The sequence below is a fragment of the Algoriphagus sp. PAP.12 genome, from assembly GCF_026652115.1.
Classification (GTDB): Bacteria; Bacteroidota; Bacteroidia; order Cytophagales; family Cyclobacteriaceae; genus Algoriphagus.
The window spans coordinates 402,535-420,950 of record NZ_JAPPSQ010000001.1 but is presented as its reverse complement, the minus strand read 5'-3'; the positions used below and the strand labels follow the sequence as shown (position 1 = coordinate 420,950).

13 protein-coding genes are annotated in these 18,416 nt (G+C 40.4%); 2 read left to right on the top strand and 11 right to left on the bottom strand.

Annotated elements, in window-relative coordinates:
* Nucleotides 1-2 precede the first annotated feature (2 nt).
* On the top strand, nt 3-1,535 hold the full coding sequence (locus O0V13_RS01775) for a GH3 auxin-responsive promoter family protein (protein ID WP_268033277.1): 1,533 nt from the start codon (nt 3-5) through the stop codon (nt 1,533-1,535).
* On the opposite strand, the gene O0V13_RS01770 is transcribed toward O0V13_RS01775, so the two are convergent.
* Nucleotides 1,532-3,040 carry a S10 family peptidase gene (locus tag O0V13_RS01770; protein WP_268033276.1) on the bottom strand — a complete coding sequence of 503 codons (1,509 nt, stop codon included), beginning with the start codon at nt 3,038-3,040 and terminating at the stop codon, nt 1,532-1,534. The two genes, O0V13_RS01775 and O0V13_RS01770, sit on opposite strands and share 4 nt — an antisense overlap.
* Nucleotides 3,041-3,057: 17 nt before the next feature.
* Complete coding sequence (locus O0V13_RS01765) at nt 3,058-3,396, bottom strand: tRNA-binding protein (protein WP_268033275.1); 339 nt, start codon at nt 3,394-3,396, stop codon at nt 3,058-3,060.
* Nucleotides 3,397-3,469: 73 nt separating this feature from the next.
* On the opposite strand from O0V13_RS01765, the gene O0V13_RS01760 reads away from it, so the two are divergent.
* Nucleotides 3,470-3,826, top strand: a complete 357-nt coding sequence (locus O0V13_RS01760) for a hypothetical protein (protein WP_268033274.1) — start codon at nt 3,470-3,472, stop codon at nt 3,824-3,826.
* 41 nt (nt 3,827-3,867) lie between these two features.
* Here O0V13_RS01760 and O0V13_RS01755 read toward each other — a convergent pair whose 3' ends face one another.
* The 9 genes from O0V13_RS01755 to O0V13_RS01715 form a co-directional block, all read right to left on the bottom strand.
* Nucleotides 3,868-4,602, bottom strand: coding sequence for a 1-(5-phosphoribosyl)-5-[(5-phosphoribosylamino)methylideneamino]imidazole-4-carboxamide isomerase (locus tag O0V13_RS01755; RefSeq protein ID WP_268033273.1), 735 nt, complete (start codon nt 4,600-4,602; stop codon nt 3,868-3,870).
* Nucleotides 4,603-4,750: 148 nt separating this feature from the next.
* The gene (locus O0V13_RS01750; RefSeq protein WP_268033272.1) at nt 4,751-5,788 is read right to left on the bottom strand and encodes a YCF48-related protein; all 1,038 of its coding nucleotides are present in this window, start codon (nt 5,786-5,788) and stop codon (nt 4,751-4,753) included.
* A gap of 9 nt (nt 5,789-5,797) precedes the next feature.
* Complete coding sequence (locus O0V13_RS01745) at nt 5,798-6,709, bottom strand: hydroxypyruvate isomerase family protein (protein ID WP_268033271.1); 912 nt, start codon at nt 6,707-6,709, stop codon at nt 5,798-5,800.
* A 3-nt stretch (nt 6,710-6,712) separates the two neighbouring features.
* Complete coding sequence (locus tag O0V13_RS01740) at nt 6,713-8,026, bottom strand: Gfo/Idh/MocA family oxidoreductase (protein WP_268033270.1); 1,314 nt, start codon at nt 8,024-8,026, stop codon at nt 6,713-6,715.
* A 19-nt stretch (nt 8,027-8,045) separates the two neighbouring features.
* Nucleotides 8,046-8,999 carry a formylglycine-generating enzyme family protein gene (locus O0V13_RS01735; RefSeq protein ID WP_268033269.1) on the bottom strand — a complete coding sequence of 318 codons (954 nt, stop codon included), beginning with the start codon at nt 8,997-8,999 and terminating at the stop codon, nt 8,046-8,048.
* Between the two features lie 20 nt (nt 9,000-9,019).
* Nucleotides 9,020-12,334, bottom strand: coding sequence for a VCBS repeat-containing protein (locus tag O0V13_RS01730; RefSeq protein ID WP_268033267.1), 3,315 nt, complete (start codon nt 12,332-12,334; stop codon nt 9,020-9,022).
* A 54-nt stretch (nt 12,335-12,388) separates the two neighbouring features.
* On the bottom strand, nt 12,389-14,242 hold the full coding sequence (locus O0V13_RS01725) for a RagB/SusD family nutrient uptake outer membrane protein (protein WP_268033266.1): 1,854 nt from the start codon (nt 14,240-14,242) through the stop codon (nt 12,389-12,391).
* An 11-nt stretch (nt 14,243-14,253) separates the two neighbouring features.
* Entirely contained in the window at nt 14,254-17,409 is a 3,156-nt protein-coding gene (locus O0V13_RS01720; protein WP_268033265.1) for a SusC/RagA family TonB-linked outer membrane protein, read from the bottom strand.
* Between the two features lie 262 nt (nt 17,410-17,671).
* Nucleotides 17,672-18,322: a Tll0287-like domain-containing protein gene (locus tag O0V13_RS01715; protein WP_268033264.1), complete on the bottom strand. Its 651-nt coding sequence runs from the start codon at nt 18,320-18,322 to the stop codon at nt 17,672-17,674.
* Nucleotides 18,323-18,416: the final 94 nt, after the last annotated feature.

The window sequence follows — 18,416 nt, the reverse complement described above, 5'->3', positions numbered from 1 at the left end:
AAATGGAAGTTCTGAATAGCTTCATGACCTGGATTTTTAAAAACAGGCTGGGTCAGATAGATAATTTCAAAAAGAACCCAGTTCAGGTTCAAGATGAAATTTTTTGGGAATTAGTGGAGGCTGGAAGAAAGACTACTTTCGGAAAGGAGTTTGGATTTTCATCAATCAAAAGTTATCAAGATTTTGCCAGACAAGTACCGATTTTGGATTATGATGGGATCAAGCCCTACATCGATCGGGTAATGGCCGGTGAGCAATATGTACTTTGGAATTCGGAAATCGAATGGTTTTCCAAGTCATCTGGGACTACTTCCAGTAGAAGTAAATACATCCCTGTTTCAGAAGAGAGCCTACAAGAATGTCATTACAAGGGAGGGAAGGACATGGTGTCTATTTATGTCAATAATTTCCCTGATTCAAAATTGTTTTCTGGGAAAAGTCTGACGATAGGCGGGACGCTTGAAAGAAATCCATTAAATCCTCAAGGAACTGCCAAGGCGGGAGATATCTCGGCAGTAATGATGCAGAATTTGCCCATTTGGGTCCAGTTTATGAGGACTCCATCTTTAGAAACTGCTCTAATGAGTGAGTGGGAGACCAAAATTGAAAAAATGGCTCGGGAGACCATGGACGAAAATGTGGTCAGCATTGCAGGAGTACCTACCTGGACCGTGGTTTTGATGAAGCGTATTCTTGAAATCAAAGGTGCTAAACACATTCTGGAAGTTTGGCCAAATTTGGAGGTATTCTTCCACGGAGCTGTTGCCTTTGGCCCCTATCGTTCCCTATTCAAAGAATTGATTCCATCTGAAAAGATGAGGTATATGGAGACCTATAATGCCTCTGAAGGGTTTTTTGGAATTCAGGATAGACCAGAATCTGACGAATTGTTATTGCTGTTGGACTACGGAATTTTTTATGAATTTATCCCTATGGACGAATGGGGGGAAGAAGATCCCACTGTCGTGCCTTTGCAGGATGTAGAAGTAGGAAAAAATTATGCGATCCTTATTTCAACCAATGGAGGCCTGTGGAGGTATAAAATTGGGGATACCGTCAAATTTTCATCGACCACACCCTACCGGTTTAGGATTTCAGGCCGAACCAAGCATTTTATCAACGCTTTTGGTGAAGAAGTAATCGTAGAGAATGCTGAGAAGGCAATTGCTTTTGCCGCAGAACAAACTCAAGCCACTATTGTGAACTTTACCGCAGCTCCAGTTTATTTTGATCAAAGCGGGTCCAAAGGGGCTCATGAGTGGATTGTAGAATTCAAAACTCACCCTATTGATGAGGAAAAATTCAAGGAACTATTAGATACTCAACTTAGGGAAATCAATTCTGATTATGACGCTAAAAGGTACAAGGGGCTTGCCCTATCTGAGCCAATTGTCCATATAGCTCAGGAAGGACTTTTTGAAAGCTGGCTAAGAAAAAAAGGAAAGCTAGGCGGACAAAATAAGGTACCTCGCCTAGCAAATAATCGTGAATATTTGGATGAACTTTTACCTCTTTTAAAGGAAAAGGAAGCTTAATCCTTTTGTAAAATGCCTTGAATAAACGATCTGATGTCTTGAGCAAGAGCATCAAAATCCTCTTGCCTATTGTACATCATATGTCCTGCTTCGTAATACTTCATTTCAATTCGTTCCTGTGGAAAGTCATATCGGGCAAAGGTGTATTCCGCATCAAAAAAGGGAGTAATCAAATCATAATAACCATTTGCAACCATCACTTTCAGAGCGGTATTTCTATGCATTACTTCGCTGAGTGAGCGGGCTGTGCTGACATAAGTAGGTTCCCAATACCGCCCATCTGGTACAGGTCTCCATCTCCATGCACTTCCTATTTGTCCATTGGAGGATAGATATGGCTTTTCCAGGTCTACAGCGAGATCTTCTAGCAAATATTGATTAAAAGCTGCCGTATAAGCGCCCTCTGTCATGTAATCGCTTGGATCACCCAAAACAGGGCCTTCTGCCACTTGGTCGGTTTCCACAGCGGCGAATCGACCATCTAAAGTCCCAATAGCTTTTCCTTCATCTTTTAACAATTCTTTTTTGAATCGGTGCATCAAAATGGAATTGTCCGATTGAAGGATGTAGGATTTCTCTAAACCGGTGAAGTAGGCCAATTTTTCTGCGATTGCTACTTTTTCAGACTGGGATTGAAGTTCTCCTTTGAAAATGGACGGTAGATATTCAGTGTAAGCGAAATCACGTGCTTCTTGAGCGAATTGTTCTATTGTTTTTCCTTCGCCAGCTTTTCCATGAAATTGAGCCGTCACGGCCATGGAAGGCAAATAAGTAAAATTTGAAATCAAATTGTCTTGCCATGAGGAGGAACCTTGATAATCCAATGCCTGAGAAATCAGGATGATTCCATTTAAGGATACACTTTGACCATCACCTTCCAAAACCTCAGCAAGCTTGGCAGCACGGGTGGTGCCAAAGCTTTCTCCTGCAAGAAATTTTGGCGATTGCCATCTTTTGTTTTCCCTCAGCCAGATTCTAATAAACTGTGCAATGGATTCTGCGTCTTCGTTCAAACCCCAATAGTCCTCATTTTTTCCATTGCCAATCACATGGCTAAATCCAGTCCCTATTGGATCAATGAAAACAAGATCCGTTATGTCCAACAAAGCTTGGGGATTATCCACAAACTGATATGGAGCTGCTCCATCATCAGATTCAGCTTTGGAATCAACCTTTACTACTTTGGGACCAAAAAATCCCATATGAAGCCAAATTGAGGCGGATCCCGGGCCTCCATTGAAAATAAAGGTAATAGGTCGGAATTTTGGATCGACTCCCTCTCTCAAGTAGGAAGTACTCCACATGGAAGCAGAGCTTTCTCCTTTTGAATTTTTGAGAAAAGTCTCTTTGACAATTGATTTGTAATTGATCTTTTGACCATTGAAAGTGCCTGAATGTTGACTTTCAAAAGTTTTGGGAGAGGTTGGAATCTCTACAGTGTCCTGGGCTTGAATTTGAAATGTAATTCCAATAAAGAAAAAGAAGAAAATCAGAACTGGTCTCATAGTGTGAAAATTGATGCCTAGTGAAGTTTCGAACCATTTGGGACAGGTCTTTCTGAGCTTGTTAAGATAATAGCTCCATCCTCATCAGAAAATCCTGTTATCAAGATTTCAGACATAAAGTCTGCGATTTGTCTTGGTTTAAAATTTACAACACAAACAACCTGGCGACCTATAAGGGTGTCGGGTGTGTAGTGGATCGTAACTTGCGCTGAAGATTTCTTGATGCCTAATTCTGGGCCAAGGTCTACCCAAATTTTATAGGCAGGTTTTCTGGCTTTCTCAAAATTTTCTGTTCGTACTATAGTTCCAATTCGAATATCGATTTTGGCGAAATCTTCGTACCCAATCGTTTGCATAGAGAAAAATTTTACTATTTTTAGAAACTGATTGCAAACCTAAAGCTTAATTATTGCTAATCCAATTCTGAAAATGTTCAATTATTCGTCATTTCCTTTTAAAAAAGCAGGCTTTCTATGTGGGGCTATGTTGGGGATGTGTCTTTTTGCCGAAGAATCTTTTGCTCAAAATGAGCAAGAGAAGATGGAGCCTGAGGTAAATAGATCCGTTGACAGACCTTTAGTTGAAGATCAGCATAGTTTGGAAGTGATTATTCCTAAGGTAATTGCACCAGCAAACAAATCTACACAGACTCCTTTGCCTATTCCATCGACTCCGATTAGAAGGGAAGTAGTTTTAAATCCAGAGGGAAAGAAAGTTGAGCCAGTTCCATCTACTCTTTCTTTTAATATTTTTCTCTATGTAGTGGACAAACTAAAAGCAGACTAAACAAACTGATAAAAATAAAAAAGAGGCCTTAAGCCTCTTTTTTATTGCCCTTTATTGAAAGCTTCCAAGTCTTCGAGGCTTATTTTTCCTTCATAAAAAGCTCTTCCGAATACTGCAGCTTTTATTCCCATATCCCGCATTTTTTTGAAGTCATCAATACCTCTGACACCGCCACTGGCAGCTAAGTGAATTTCAGGAAATTTTTCAATGATTTTTTGGAACAACTCAAAATTTGGTCCTTCCATCACACCATCTCTTGTCACATCTGAGCATTTCAAATATTTGAGTCCTCTATCGTAGAAAAAGCCTATATGGTCAAATAGGTCAATTGAAGTTTTTTTCAACCAACCTCTGATTTTTATTTTGTAATCAACAGGATTGGTGTCGGCAGCAAGGTTTATTTTTTCTCTCCCGTAGGAAAGTATAAACTGGGTAAATCTCTCTGGATAGTTGGCAGCTGCAGAAGATATGGTGACAGTTTTTGCACCAAATTCAAAGCTTTTGATGACATCTCCATCAGTAGAAATTCCACCTGTAAAGTCAATCTTCAGGTCTGTATAGCCAGCGATGGTTTCAAGAATATGATAGTTTTTGGGTTCCCCTCTTCTTGCTCCATCCAAGTCTACCAAATGCAACCTTTTGATCCCTATGGATTCGAATTGCTGGGCTATTTCGAGAGGATTATTGGAAATCACCTCCTCAGTCGCAAAATCTCCTCGTTCTAAACGAACACATTTTCCATTGATAAGCCAAATAGAAGGGATGATTTCAAACATTTGTATAGGTTTTTGGGATGAGTAGGTTAAAATTTTACCCTAAGATAATAGACATAAGGTGTATCCTACGCTATCCAAATTCAATTCTTTACAATTTTTAAACATGCAGGCTAAATTTTGGAGAGAAATGTCTCTGAGAAATCAGACGCTAAAATGTCAACTTTGCTACTTTTCCTTTTCCTCCAGAGGCCCAAATAGTTCCTTCCGTGAGACTAAGCTTTACTGCATGGAAATTTTCCTGAGAGAATGAATTCCAAGTCAACCCATAGTCTTTAGAATAATCTGAACCATTTGTTCCTACTGCAATTACCCAATTGAATCTAGGGAAATATTGTACCCCTGATCTATATCCCAGGGGACCAGATTCGTATTCTACCCACTGGTTGTCAGTTGTTCTGAAGATTCCGGCATTTTTCTGAATTTCATCTGGAGCTAGATAATCTCCACCCACAAGGATTAATTCTCCATTTCCGGTAGAGGTCAAGGCAAAAATACCTTGAGATGCTTCACCTTGGATCAATGGGCTTGGAAATTTAGACCATGACTTTCCCTGATCAGCGGAAATGTGTAAAGAAGCTTCAGTTCCACCACTTCCAAGGTATATGTTTTCTCCTTCAGCCAATAATGAAGATGCACTGGCAGCAAAGCCTGCTTCTCCATCTGCTGCTAAAGGAAGGGAGTCAATTGGTGTCCAAGAATCTCCTTGATCCAAAGTTTTGAGGATCATCCATTTTCCATCGACAGGATCTCCAAAAACAAAGCCTGTTTTCTGATCAGAGAAAGTGATCCCATCTAAAAATGCGTCTTCAACTTCTTGGTGTTTCAATTCCCAGTTTTGCCCTCCATCGTTTGTTTTGTAGATGACAGCAGGTTGACCGGCTGAAACAGCAATAGCAGTCTCAGCGTCAAATCCAAAAATGGACCGAAAATCAACTGAATCTAGTCCAGCAATAACTCCATGGGTCCAAGTGTCTCCTCCATCAAGGGTTTTCATCCATGTACCACCACTACCGCTTACCCAAGCGATATCGCCGGTTACTGGAGAGAGTCCACGAAAAGATTCCTCTGTTGGAGTATCAAAAAATTGCCAACCTGATGGAGCATCAGGATGAGTTTCATGATTGATTTTTTTGCAGGAAAAAAGCGCTAACCCGAAGGAAAGCGCTAGAATACTTCTTTTGATCATATTTCTAAATTAAGGAACGTCTACATCTCTGTAGGCTTGAATCAGGGCTGCCTCACCATCTTTACCAGGGTGAGCATTTCCATGTTCCATACCACAGATGCCTTTAAACCCTTTGTCGTGGATATATTTAAAGACATTAGCATAATTAATTTCTCCCGTTCCTGGTTCCTTTCTGCCAGGATTATCTCCAATTTGTATGTAGGCGATCTCATCCCAGGTCTTTTCCATGGTAGCGATTAGGTTACCTTCATTTCGCTGCATGTGGTAGATATCATACAAGATTTTACAAGCAGGGCTATCCACTGCTTTACAGATCATAAATGATTGGTCAGCATGTCTTAAGAAAAGATCAGGGTTGTCACTCAAAGGCTCCATCACCATTACCAAACCATGCGGTTCGAAGATCTCAGATGCTCTTTTATAAGCTTCAATGATATTGGCTGTTTGTACTCCCATTGGCAAGTTTCTTTCGAAATACCCAGGTACCACAGTCATCCACTTTGCATTCACTCTCTTGGCTACTTCCACCGATTTTCGACAGGTATCCAAAAAAGTGTCCATAAACTCTTTCTTCCCTGTGGTTAAAGAGACTTTCCAGTTATCACCACCTTCTATTACGAAAACTCCCATTCTCATTCCGAGCTCTTCCATGGTCTTAGCAATCAGATTTTGCTCTTCCACAGATCTTCCCAACATTCCATTGTCTTCCATAGAACGGAAGCCTTGATCTGCCATGAATTTTAATTGGTCAACAACTCCTCCTGGAGCGGAATTTTTGAACATTCCAAAGTGAGGGGCAAAATCCATGTTGAATGGTGCTGCTTTTTTCTCTTCGGCAAAAGCCGGCATAGCCATGGCGCCAGAAACTCCCATCAAGGTGCTTCCAAGGCCTACTTTCTTGATAAATCCTCTTCTTTCCATAGCTTAAATTACTTTAGTTTTTCCAGGTACAGCATGTGGATAGTATCCATCCTCTCCAGGCAATACTTTAGGCATTGCATCCCAAGCCAAAGTTTCCGGCATCAATTCTACTGTGCCATTTAATGCTTCATCCCAAGTTAATGGCTTTCCGGAATATGTCGCATATCTACCCATGATGGCAGTCATTGTACTTTTTGCTGCATTTTCAGCATCAGCATATTTGTAATCTCCATTGAAAAGCGCTTCCCAAAGCAAATCGTGCTCTACCTGATAAGGGTTTGGCTGGTTTTTTCTATCGTGATCGTAAAGTACATTACCTTTCCAGTCTTTCAGAGTTCCGTAGTTACCGGCACTTAGATATGCTGTTCCTTTGGTTCCTTGGAAGCTTTCATCAACTCTATTTTGAGCGCCTGGGAAGTGTCTACACTCACTGTGAATCACAGAGCCATCTGCGTAAGTATAAGTCAATACATGGTGGTCAAAGATTTCACCGTTCTCTTTGCCAGTTCTTACCAATCTACCACCAGTACCTTCTGCTTTTACCGGATAGCCTTTTTTCACCCAGTTGGCGATATCGATGTTGTGAACGTGCTGTTCATTGATATGATCTCCACATAGCCAGTTGAAGTAATACCAGTTTCTCATTTGGTATTCCATTTCAGTTTGACCTGGCTGTCTTTCTCTTACCCAAACACCGCCATCATTCCAATAAACTTGTCCATTGATGATGTCACCAATTTCACCGTCATGGATTCGTTTGATAGTTTCGATATAGTTTGGCTGGTAATGTCTCTGAAGCCCTACCACTACGTTCAATTTTTTGGCTTTTGCCTCTTCAGCAGCTTTCAAGACTTGACGGATACCTGCCGCATCGACTGCAACCGGCTTTTCCATGAAAATCTGCTTTCCTTGCTTCACTGCCTCTTCAAAATGCATTGGACGGAATCCAGGAGGCGTAGCCAAGATCACAACATCTGCTTCTGCGATAGCATGTTTGTAGGCATCAAACCCTACAAATTTCTTATCCTCAGAAACTGTGATGACATCTTTGCCATACTTTTCGATCAAAGGTTTGTAAGCCCCGTCAAGGCGATCTCTAAAGGCATCAGCCATAGCGACCAATTTGATATTGTGGCCAGTGTTTAAAGCTTGAAAAGCAGCTCCAGTACCACGACCGCCGCATCCGATCAAAGCAAGTTTAAGCTCAGTTACTGGTGCTGCATAAGCGCCTGGAAGAACAAATGAGGAGGCAAGTAAACCGCCTGTTGCCAATGCGGAGGTCTTGATAAAATCTCTTCTTGAGTTTTCTAATTTCATAATATGGTTGTTTTTAGGTTTAATAATCAGTGATTGGGGCAGCTGTATAATAAGCTTTGATTTCCTCCTCGCTTGGAGGGTTCAAAGGTCTGACTAGTCGCATGCCTAAAAATGGGGCTTCAGGGAACCACCATTGACTTTTTGGAATCTGCGGATCGATTCGCTTCCAATCTGAGCTGGAAACATATCGTTTCGAAGAAGTAATTTCTGCAGTTGGAGTATCATAGCTTCCACCTCTTACCACTCTCGGATACAATTCACTGGATGGATTCAATGGATTTTCTTCTGGTGAAATCGCATAAAACTCAGGATCATATTGATCTGCAGTCCATTCAAGCACATTTCCATAAATGTCGTACAATCCCCAAGGGTTTGGCTTTTTGGTGCCTACGGTATGGGTTAATTCTTCGGAATTTTCTTTGGTCCAGGCATATTCTCTCATTTGTGAAGCATCAGTTCCGAAGAAATAGGGAGTGTCAGTACCAGCTTTCGCAGCATATTCCCACTCAGCTTCTGTCGGAAGTCTATAGAAGATGCCAGTTTTCAAATAAAGCCAGTGGCAATATTGGACGGCTCCATATTGAGTCATTCCGATGGCTGGTTTGCCTTCTTTGCCCATTCCAAAAGTCATATCCAAATAAGGAATACTAGGTCTGGTCAAACCATCAACTATGTCTCCGATTGGTCCTTCTGAAATAGCTAGTTCGTAGTTTTTGTCCAAAAACATTTCAAATGCATCCCAGGTCACCTCGTGGGTTCCCATCCAAAAAGGATCAATTTTGACCGAATGGCTAGGCTTTTCATCTGAATCACCGTTTTCAGATCCCATTTTAAAAGTTCCTCCAGGAATAGGAGTCATATCAAAAGTGACTTGAGATCCGGGGATTTTTTGGGAATAAGGCTCAAAAACTCCTTCCCCTTGGCTAGGCCCAAAAAGCCAAAGAGAACAAATAAGGGTAAACTTTTTAAACATTGGATTAAACTGAAAATTGATTATTGATAGATGTAAACGCCTTTATCTTTTACCAAGAAAAGAAGTTGATCATTGATTTGAAGTGTTTTTCTAATATCTCCATTTATTTGAATTCCAGATTTTTGATAGGCCACAGTCTCAAAATTTCCATTTCCATCACCTAAAAGGAGAAGACCTTTTCCAGCATCATACTTTCCAAGACTGAGCTTCCCAAAACCAAGATTTCCTCCTAGAATCATATCAAGATTTCCATCTTTATTGATATCTAGAGCCAATGAGCTATATACTGGAAAAAATTGGGCTTCCATAGGAAGATTTTTTTTGCGGTAAATACCTGATGCGTCCTGTGCTAAATAAACTGTTTCTAGCTCATTGATCTGAATACTTGATGCTCCAGATCTTTCTTCTGGGGTAAATAACTGATCAAAAGGGGTTTGAGAATAAATTTTAAAATCCAAGTATTTCTTCTTTTGAATTGGTATTTGTGCAATTAATTCATTTCTACTGGCAAGTGGGTATTTTTTACCTCCAATGTAGTAGCCAAAAATCGGATCAATGGTACCGTTGTTATCGAAATCTTTGAAAAGCAATTCCATTGGTCGCTCAAAGCTAGCTTTCAATTGGGTGTTCAATCCCAAGTTGCCTACCAAAAGCTCCATTTTTCCATCACCATCCCAATCGCTGGCTTCTACTTGATTCCAGAGCCCTACCATGGGTCTTTCGAAATAGGTTGATGAAACGTTTTTCCAAGATCCAGACTCAAATGAAAGGACGGTGATTGGGGTGCTTTCTCCGACAACAACAACTTCAGATTTTCCAATTCCTGATAAATCGGCAGAAATGATATCTGTGATCATTCCCAGATCTTCCATCCAAGACTGATTTGTAGAACTAACGGAGAAGTTTCCGTCTCCATCATTCTCCCAAACTTGAATTCCTTTAGAACTAGGATATTGATCAGGAACTTGTCTAAAACCAATGATGATATCCTGATCACCGTCTTGGTCATAATCCAAATTAATGACTGAGGAAGCCGGCTGGCTAAAGCTTGGGAAAGCATTTGACTTCTCTTGAAGATTCCCTGAGCCATTATTCAGATATAAGTGGGCAGTCCAAGCCTTTGAATCAGGATAAAAATCATATAGTCCTCCAGTCACAACAAGCAAATCAGAATTGCCATTGCCATTTGCATCAAAGCTTATGGCGTCCGTGTCAGCCTGGTTGACAAAGGATGTAAATGCTGTTGATTTTCCGTTAGAAAAGCTTCCATTTGCGGATTGAAAATAGATTGAGCCAGAAACACCAGCTTCTCCACCTACAAACAAATCCAATTTTCCATCCTTATTAAAATCTTCTGAAACCATTGCTTTCCCTTGGTTTGAAACCGGGTGAAGCATCAAAGGTTGGCGTTTGTAGTCGTTGCTAGCTTTTGCTAGTGGTAAATTGATGATTGTTTTTTCAGAAAGGAGGGATTTGATAGAATTAGCCTTTGGATTCAAATTCTCACCTGTTTCAGGGCTAATTTCTAAAGTCTGGTTTGAAGAAATATCTTTGATTGACTTTTTAGGACCTCCTGGCCAAAAAACCTCAATTGAGTCTACTTTTAGAATGCTTCCAAGTCCGACCAAAAGTGTTGGGCTGACTGAAGATTGATATCCCCTGAAAGGGTTTTGCTCTAGATATTGGACAGTTCCCTTCGCAAAAACCTTGATTTGGGTTCCGATAGCAAATGGATTTTTCTTTTCGCCTTTGAGCTTCAGCTTGAGGTAATTAGCAGTTGATTTTTCATTGCTTTTATTCTCGTAAACTCCTGCGGGGGCATTTACGTTGTTGATGACTAAATCTAAATCGCCATCTAAATCCAAATCAGCATAGGCAGCTCCATGGCTATTAGATGGCTGATCAAACCCCCAGTTTTTGACCTCATTTTCGAACTGAAGATTGCCTAGGTTTTTGTAGACATAATTATTCAATTCTGTAGACGGCATAGACTTCACCAAATTCAAGAGATCCTCTCTTTTGAGTTTTCCACCAGAAGTTCTCACATAGTTATCCATGTAATTGAGGAAGTCCTGATTGTTGTAATCCCTCATATATCCATTGGTAATGAACAGGTCCTTCAGGCCGTCATTGTCTAGATCTGCGAAAAGTGCCGACCAGCTCCAATCTGTATTAGAAATGCCTGAGAACTGGCCGACTTCTGAGAAGGTGCCTGTGCCATCATTGACATGGAGCATATTTCTCATGTATTGATGATGCCATCCTCTATCTACATTGAGCTGGAACATTTCAAAATTGTCGGGAGCAAGCAAAAGCTTTTGTCTTTCATTGTCCTCTGGAAGCATATCCAAGGTGAAAATATCCACCAAGCCGTCATTGTTTACATCGACCAGATCATTTCCCATTGAGAAATTGGAAATGTGTCCTAGCCTTTCGGAAAGTTCATCTTTGAAGGTTCCGTTTTTTTGATTGATGTATAGGAAATCAGGGATAGAGTAATCATTTCCTATGTAGATGTCAGGCCATCCATCTTGATTGATATCTGCAGTAGAAATTCCCAAACCATATGAAAACATGGAACTTGAAATACCGGCTTTGTCAGTGACTTCTACGAATTTTCCATTTTGATTTTCGAAAAGCTGAGACCCGGCTTCATGTCTTTCAGTCATCAGTTTTTGAGTCACTGAGACGTTTTGATTTTGGATGGACTTGGTATTGTGATTGAGTAAAAACAGATCCAAGTCCCCATCAAGATCATAGTCAAAAAAGCTTGCTGAGGTACTAGGAGCATTTGAATCCAATCCAAATTCTGCTCCTTTTTCTTCAAATTTCGGAATTCCCTGTTCATTACTTCCCTGATTGATGAACAGGAGGTTTTTTCTCTTTTCGGGTGGTAATGCTCCTGATCGGCAGAGGTAAATGTCTAGTAATCCATCGCCATTGACATCTGCCATAACGGTTCCGGTATTCCATGGACCGGGGATTCCAGCTACCTGAGCTTGATCGGTAATATCTTTGAATTTAAGGTTCCCTTCGTTGAGATATAATTTATTTCCGCTGACGTTTGCAGAGAAATAAATATCATCTAAACCATCATTGTTGATATCTCCAATAGCGACACCGCCACCATTATAGAGATATTCATACATGAGTACATTGAGGTTGAGGGACTCTTCTAAGTTATTTTGAAAAGTTATTCCAGATGCTTGAGGTTCAATCTTCAGAAATAATGGGTCTTTGAGCTCTGGTTTTATTTCTTCTGGTTCCTGAGAGGTATTACAGGAAAAAAAAAATGAAAGGGTTATTGGGGTGATTAGTGTTAATATTCTCTTCATGGCAATATTAAAATCCAGGCTGCCCAATTTGAGCAGCCTGGAAATTTAAGAAACTTAATCGAATCCAGGGTTCTGGATTAGGTTTGAGTTTCGGTTTATCTCATCTCGGTGAATTGGAATGAAGTACATTTTATCCAACCAAGTACGGTTTTCTTTTCCTGGGTCAATAGGGAATACAGAATAATCGTAATCGTAAACCTCAGGATCGTGTCTGTAGATAGAAACGCTAGCACCTGGCTTCAAGGTACCGGTGATGCTGATGATGTTGGCTTTTCTGCCCAAAGTTTCGGCAGCGATCATCCAACGTCTTGCATCATGATATCTTTGCTCCTCATAAGCCATTTCCACACGTCTTTCATTGCGATATGCTTCAACCAATTCAGCTCCAGTAGCTGTAATCGCTGGAAGCGCAACACGGTATCTGATTTGATTCAACCAGTTTCTAGCTTCATCTTCTTGTCCAAGCTCAATAGAAGCTTCAACATAGTTCAATACAGCCTCCGTGTATCTCAATACTGGCCATGGAACTTCCTGCCAAGTATTTTGATCAACAATTGCTGGATCTGGATCGATGAATTTTCTCATGTAATATCCAGTATAGCTACCATTCCAGTCTTCTATGGAAGAGTTTCTGGTATCCAATCCAAAGTGAGTTTGAACAGTACCTCCAGGATTTACTTCATAAGTACCAGTTTGGATTTGACCTAGTGGATCTTTTGCTTGATTTGCTGTTGATCTTGGCTTCCACTGAGCACCTTCGTACAAGAATGAAGCATAGAATCTTGCTTCTCTGTTTTCATAAGGAGCTGCAGCATGCTCAGGATTGTTCCAGTCAAAATCAGAACCATCCATCATTTGATAGTCATCAACTAGCAATTGCACTGGAGTATTACCAGCCCAGTTGTTATAACCATTTGGACCATTGAACAAGCCTTGACGTCCGCCATTTTCTCTTTTTGCACTGATGAAGTATCTACCTAAGATCAAATCAGCTTCACCACCATTTCTGGAAAGGGAAGTATTAATATAGTTTTGGATACCTTCTTCTTGAGAAACTGGAGCAGAAAGTCCGTAATTAGCACCAGTCGCTTTGTCCAAAACTGCTTTGGCAGCAGCTTGGGCTTTTTGCCATCTTTCAGTTTGACTTCCGCTTGTATATGCTACCAATTCGATGTTAGAATATCCTGCTAAAACAGAAGAGTTGCCTTGAGCGGTAGGTGCATCGTGCAAATCACTAGCAGCATACAATAGAATTCTTGATTTCAAAGCTAAAGCAGCCAATTCAGTTGCTCTACCTGCTGCCATAGACTTTCCTGCTAGAAGGCTAGCTGCGTCATCTAAGTCAGAAACGATAAAATCTACAGTCTCCTCCCATGTATTTCTTGGAGCTTCATAAGTTTCCTCACCTAACTCATATGGTCTGTCTACCAAAGGGACACCGCCGTAGTATCTTGCTAATTGCTGATAGTAATAAGCTCTCATAAACTTGGCTTCACCCATCAATCTATCTACAATAGCTTGATCTTGGATTTCGGTATCACTTAAGTTGGCGATAGCAATATTTGCTCGACGGATATAAGAATACATATTTCCCCATGCGATGGTGTTATTTACCCATCCAATATCAGCAGGGTTTGATCTAGCCTCTGTGATTGTAGTAATTCCACGGCCTGGGTGAGTGAACATTGATTCATCCGTCAAAGAAGCAAGCATTTGCTCGTCAAATCCACCGTTTCCAAATCCTTGGTATATACCCGTTACAAATGCTTCAGCCAATGCAGGATCAGACCAAACAGCAGATTCAGATATTTCCCCTAAAGGATCAACATTCAAGAAATCGTTATTACAGCTGGCCATAACTAATCCCATGGTCAAAGCCGCAATTATATTTTTTAGGTTATTTTTCATGTTATCAATTTTTAGAATGAAACAGAAAGACCAGTGTTGATTACTCTCGCTTGAGGATAATACTGTCCAGTAGAATTACTACTTTCTGGATCATACACTTTTAGCTTATCCCAAGTGATCAAATTCAATCCGTTTACATAGAATCTTGCATTTTGGATTCCCACCTTTTGAGTGATATGTGCTGGAAGGTTATATCCAATTTCCAGGTTTTTCAATCTCAAATAGTCTGTTTTTCTAAACCAATAGGTGTTTCCATTAGAATACCACTGATCAGATCTGTTTGCAATTCTAGGATCAGTAGAACTTGGATTGTCGATAGTCCATCTGTTTTCATAGAAATCCAACAAATAGTTACCGATATTTCCAGATTCACCAGCACTTACATATTGTCTTGCCCCTAGTGCACCTTGGAATAAGATAGATAAGTCGAATCCTTTCCAGTTTGCATTGAAGTTCAATCCACCTTGGAACGTAGGAATATTGTTTTGATCCATTCTTACTCGGTCATCAGGAGTGATTTTTCCATCTCCATCATAATCCTTGTATCTCATGTCACCTGGTCTTAGGTTACCAGTTACAGCAGAATAGTCCAAAGTTTCGGCATCAATTTCCTGCTGATCTCTAAATACCCCGTCATATTGATATACTAAGAATGTATTCATTGGAGAACCGGTAGATTTTTGCCAATCTGGAGCTCCCGGAGATTCATCCCAGAACAAGATTTGGTTTTTCGCATATCCACCATTTGCACTGATAGAATACTGGAATTCTCCTTTGCCACCACGGTAGCCTAGATTCAAATCGAAACCTTTGTTTTCCACTTCACCGATGTTTTCGGCAGGTAGTGAAAGACCTGTACTTTGAGGAATTGAGGCATTTCTTTGCCACAAGATATTTGTTCTCTTATTGTAGAAAAGGTCAAACTCGAAAAAGATTTTACCTTGTTTGAACTGACCTTCAAAACCTAAGTTGGAGTTGTTTGCAACTTCCCAAGTAATAGCTCTGTTAGGGATTCTTGTTTCATATAGGGTCTTGGTTTCTGCCCCTCCTATAATATAAGAGCTGAATCCATAGGTAGACAAATACTGGAATTCACCGATTTGATCGTTACCTAGCTGACCCCAAGAACCTCTGATTTTAAAGAAATCAAAAGTTTGGCCTATGCCTGAGTTCTTCCAGAAACCTTCCTCAGACGCAACCCAACCCAACATCAAGCCCGGGAAGAAACCAAATCGAGTATCCTCAGGGAAGATGTAAGAACCATCATATCTCCAAAGGAATTCTGCCAGATATTTCTCTTTGTAGTTATAAGCAACTCTACCAAAGTAGTTCAATCGAGCTCTGTTGAATGCTCCACCACCATTGTCCTTCTGCAAATCACCACCTGCAAACATTTGATCAATCGCTGTAGAGATAAAGAATCTTCTGTAAGCACTGAAATCATTTCCTTCAATAGTTTCGCGGTTAACACCCGCCACTATGTTGATGGTATGATCTTCATTAATAGTCTTGTCATAGTTGAACACACCTCCCAAAAGGATATTCAATTGTTGACTCGTATACTCATTCAATTGTGGTTCAGATGGACCTCTTTGGTTACCTACTAAAACAGGGGTTACACCATCTGCTTCGAATCCATTTCCTAACTCATATAGAGTCCAAGGAATCTGCCATCTTTTAGTATATCTGATATACTTATCAATCGCAGCGGTACCAGTGAATTTCAAGCCTTCTACTCCAGGAATTTTTATCTCGAGGTTACCTGTTGTTTGGATATAATCTCTTTTATCTCGATCATATCCAGTAGCGTTAGTTGTGATAACTACAGGGTTTTCACCATTTTCGATATCTGGTCCTGGAAGACCATTTGGCCAATATGCAGGCTGATTTGGCTTACCTCTCATTTGCATACGGAAAATTGCTCCGGCGCCTCTGGTAGGGAAGAATCTATATTCTTCTCTTGCCAAAATACCTAATCCGACTTTCACATATTCGTTGATGTTAGCATCCAAGTTTATTCTAAAGTCATACTGCTTATAACCAGTTGCAGCATTCTTATAGTATGCATCTTGGTTTTGGTAACCCAAGGAAGTCAAATACTTCACGTTTTCACTACCACCTACCAACTGAAGGTTGTATCTGCTCTGTGGAGACCAAGTTTTCAATGTTTCTCCATACCAATCGGTGTTTGGATAGAACCATGGATCAGAACCATTCTTATAAAGTTCTAATTCTTCAGGTGTGTAAGGGGCATTTCTTACTTGGCCGTCAGGTCTAGTATAAACTCCTGATTGCTTGTAAGCCTGGTTTGCTGCATCCCACTCATTAACTGGTAGAGCGTAGATATCCAAATCATTTAACATCTCAGCATACTGAGAGGCATTTGCCAACTTAGGGATTACGGTTGGTTGTGCCCAACCTTGGTTCATCTGGAAAGTCAATTCTGGTTTTCCAGTGCTACCTCTTTTGGTGGTAACAAGGATTACACCATTTGCTGCACGTGAACCATAAATCGCTGCAGAAGCATCTTTCAATACGGAGATGCTTTCGATGTCATTTGGATTTAATCGAGAAAGGCCACCCGCTCTTGCAGGGATTCCGTCGATTACCACCAATGCATCGTTGTTTCCTAAGGTGTTGCTACCGCGAATACGGATTCCAGAATCATCATATCCTGGTTCACCGCTACGGTTCACAGCAACAACCCCGGCCATACGACCCGCGATTGAGTTAGAAAGGTTCATTGCTGGAGATTTGGTCAGCTCTTTACCTTTCACCGTTGCTACTGATCCAGTAATGGTTTCTTTTTTCTGTTCACCATAACCTACCACAACGACCTCTTCCAAAGATTTGGTGTCGGGTGCCAAGGTAATGTCTAAAGTAGTTCTGGCACCTACTTCGACTTCTTGGGTCATAAATCCGATAAAAGAAAAGACTAAAACTGGATTGTCAGTATTGACAGTAATATTAAAATTACCATCGACATCCGTTACAGTACCTGTAGTGGTACCTTTGACCAGGATGGATACTCCTGGAAGTGGGAAATTATCTTCCCCTGAAATAACTACTCCAGACACCTCCCGGGTCTGGGCCATTGTCGCGGCCATCGTGCCAAGACATAGCAAAAAGGTTAAGCCAAACAGCTTAAGTTTGTCGAGATTCCTCATAGACAGGCTTTTGGGTTAGTAATTGATTTATTTAACCCCTAAACGTCTATTTTTTTGACTTAAAAGTCTTGCTGAATCTTAACAGAAGCTGACTGTATTTTGTCATTATTTAGAAAAATTTGGAAAAAAATAGCCAATTTTTGATCAAATGCATTTTTGATATGATGAGATGACGGGGTCTAGGGTAAAAGTCCTAATGTTCCCTCCTTTATTTGGATAGGCAGTTTTTGTACAAGATTATGTATCGAAAACGTACAAAAAATCACAATTTCTTCACCACTACACTTTTAGGAATATAGATTGCCCACATTCCTCTTAAATCTCCCACTTTATGGTTCTTCGCCAAATCATTGGGATAGATTGAGTCTATTTTGGTAAGAGTCTCCGAATTGATCTCCTTATTGGGCTCTCCGTGACAGTTTAAACAAAGGCCTCCGGGTATGACAATGGCCTTACTATATAATAATATCTTACCTCCATCTATAGATTGAATATTTGGAGTTGGCTTGATCTGATTTTCTACATCGTAATCGTATGTCTCCAAAATTCTACTTTCCATCTCGTCAGGTTTGTCATTTGGATTTCGATATGCATTAGAAACACGTTTGATAGTAACTCCATACTCAGATCCTAAGGTTTCTTTTATTGACATTGCTTCAGTGCTACAAAATTCTACGGCACCTGGAATTCCCTTTTCTTCAATTGCTTTTTGGAGGTTGGAAATAAGTTCAGCTTGAGCTTTTGCACTTATGCTGTCTCCCCATTCTAATGCTGAAGCCAGGATTTCGGCATCACTAAGTTTCTTTACCTCCATCGAGTTATTGACTTCTTCAAAAACTTCCTTGGAAACCCTTTCTCCAGATCCGCAAGAAAATAAAATAGGTAGAAGAGCAAGAATTGTTAACCGTTTCATAAGAGGGCTTGGTTGATTAGGATAAAATTACCCAATTTTTCATGAAGGAAGAATTGTATGCTTTTAGATTTTCCATGGGACCTTCTTTAATTCT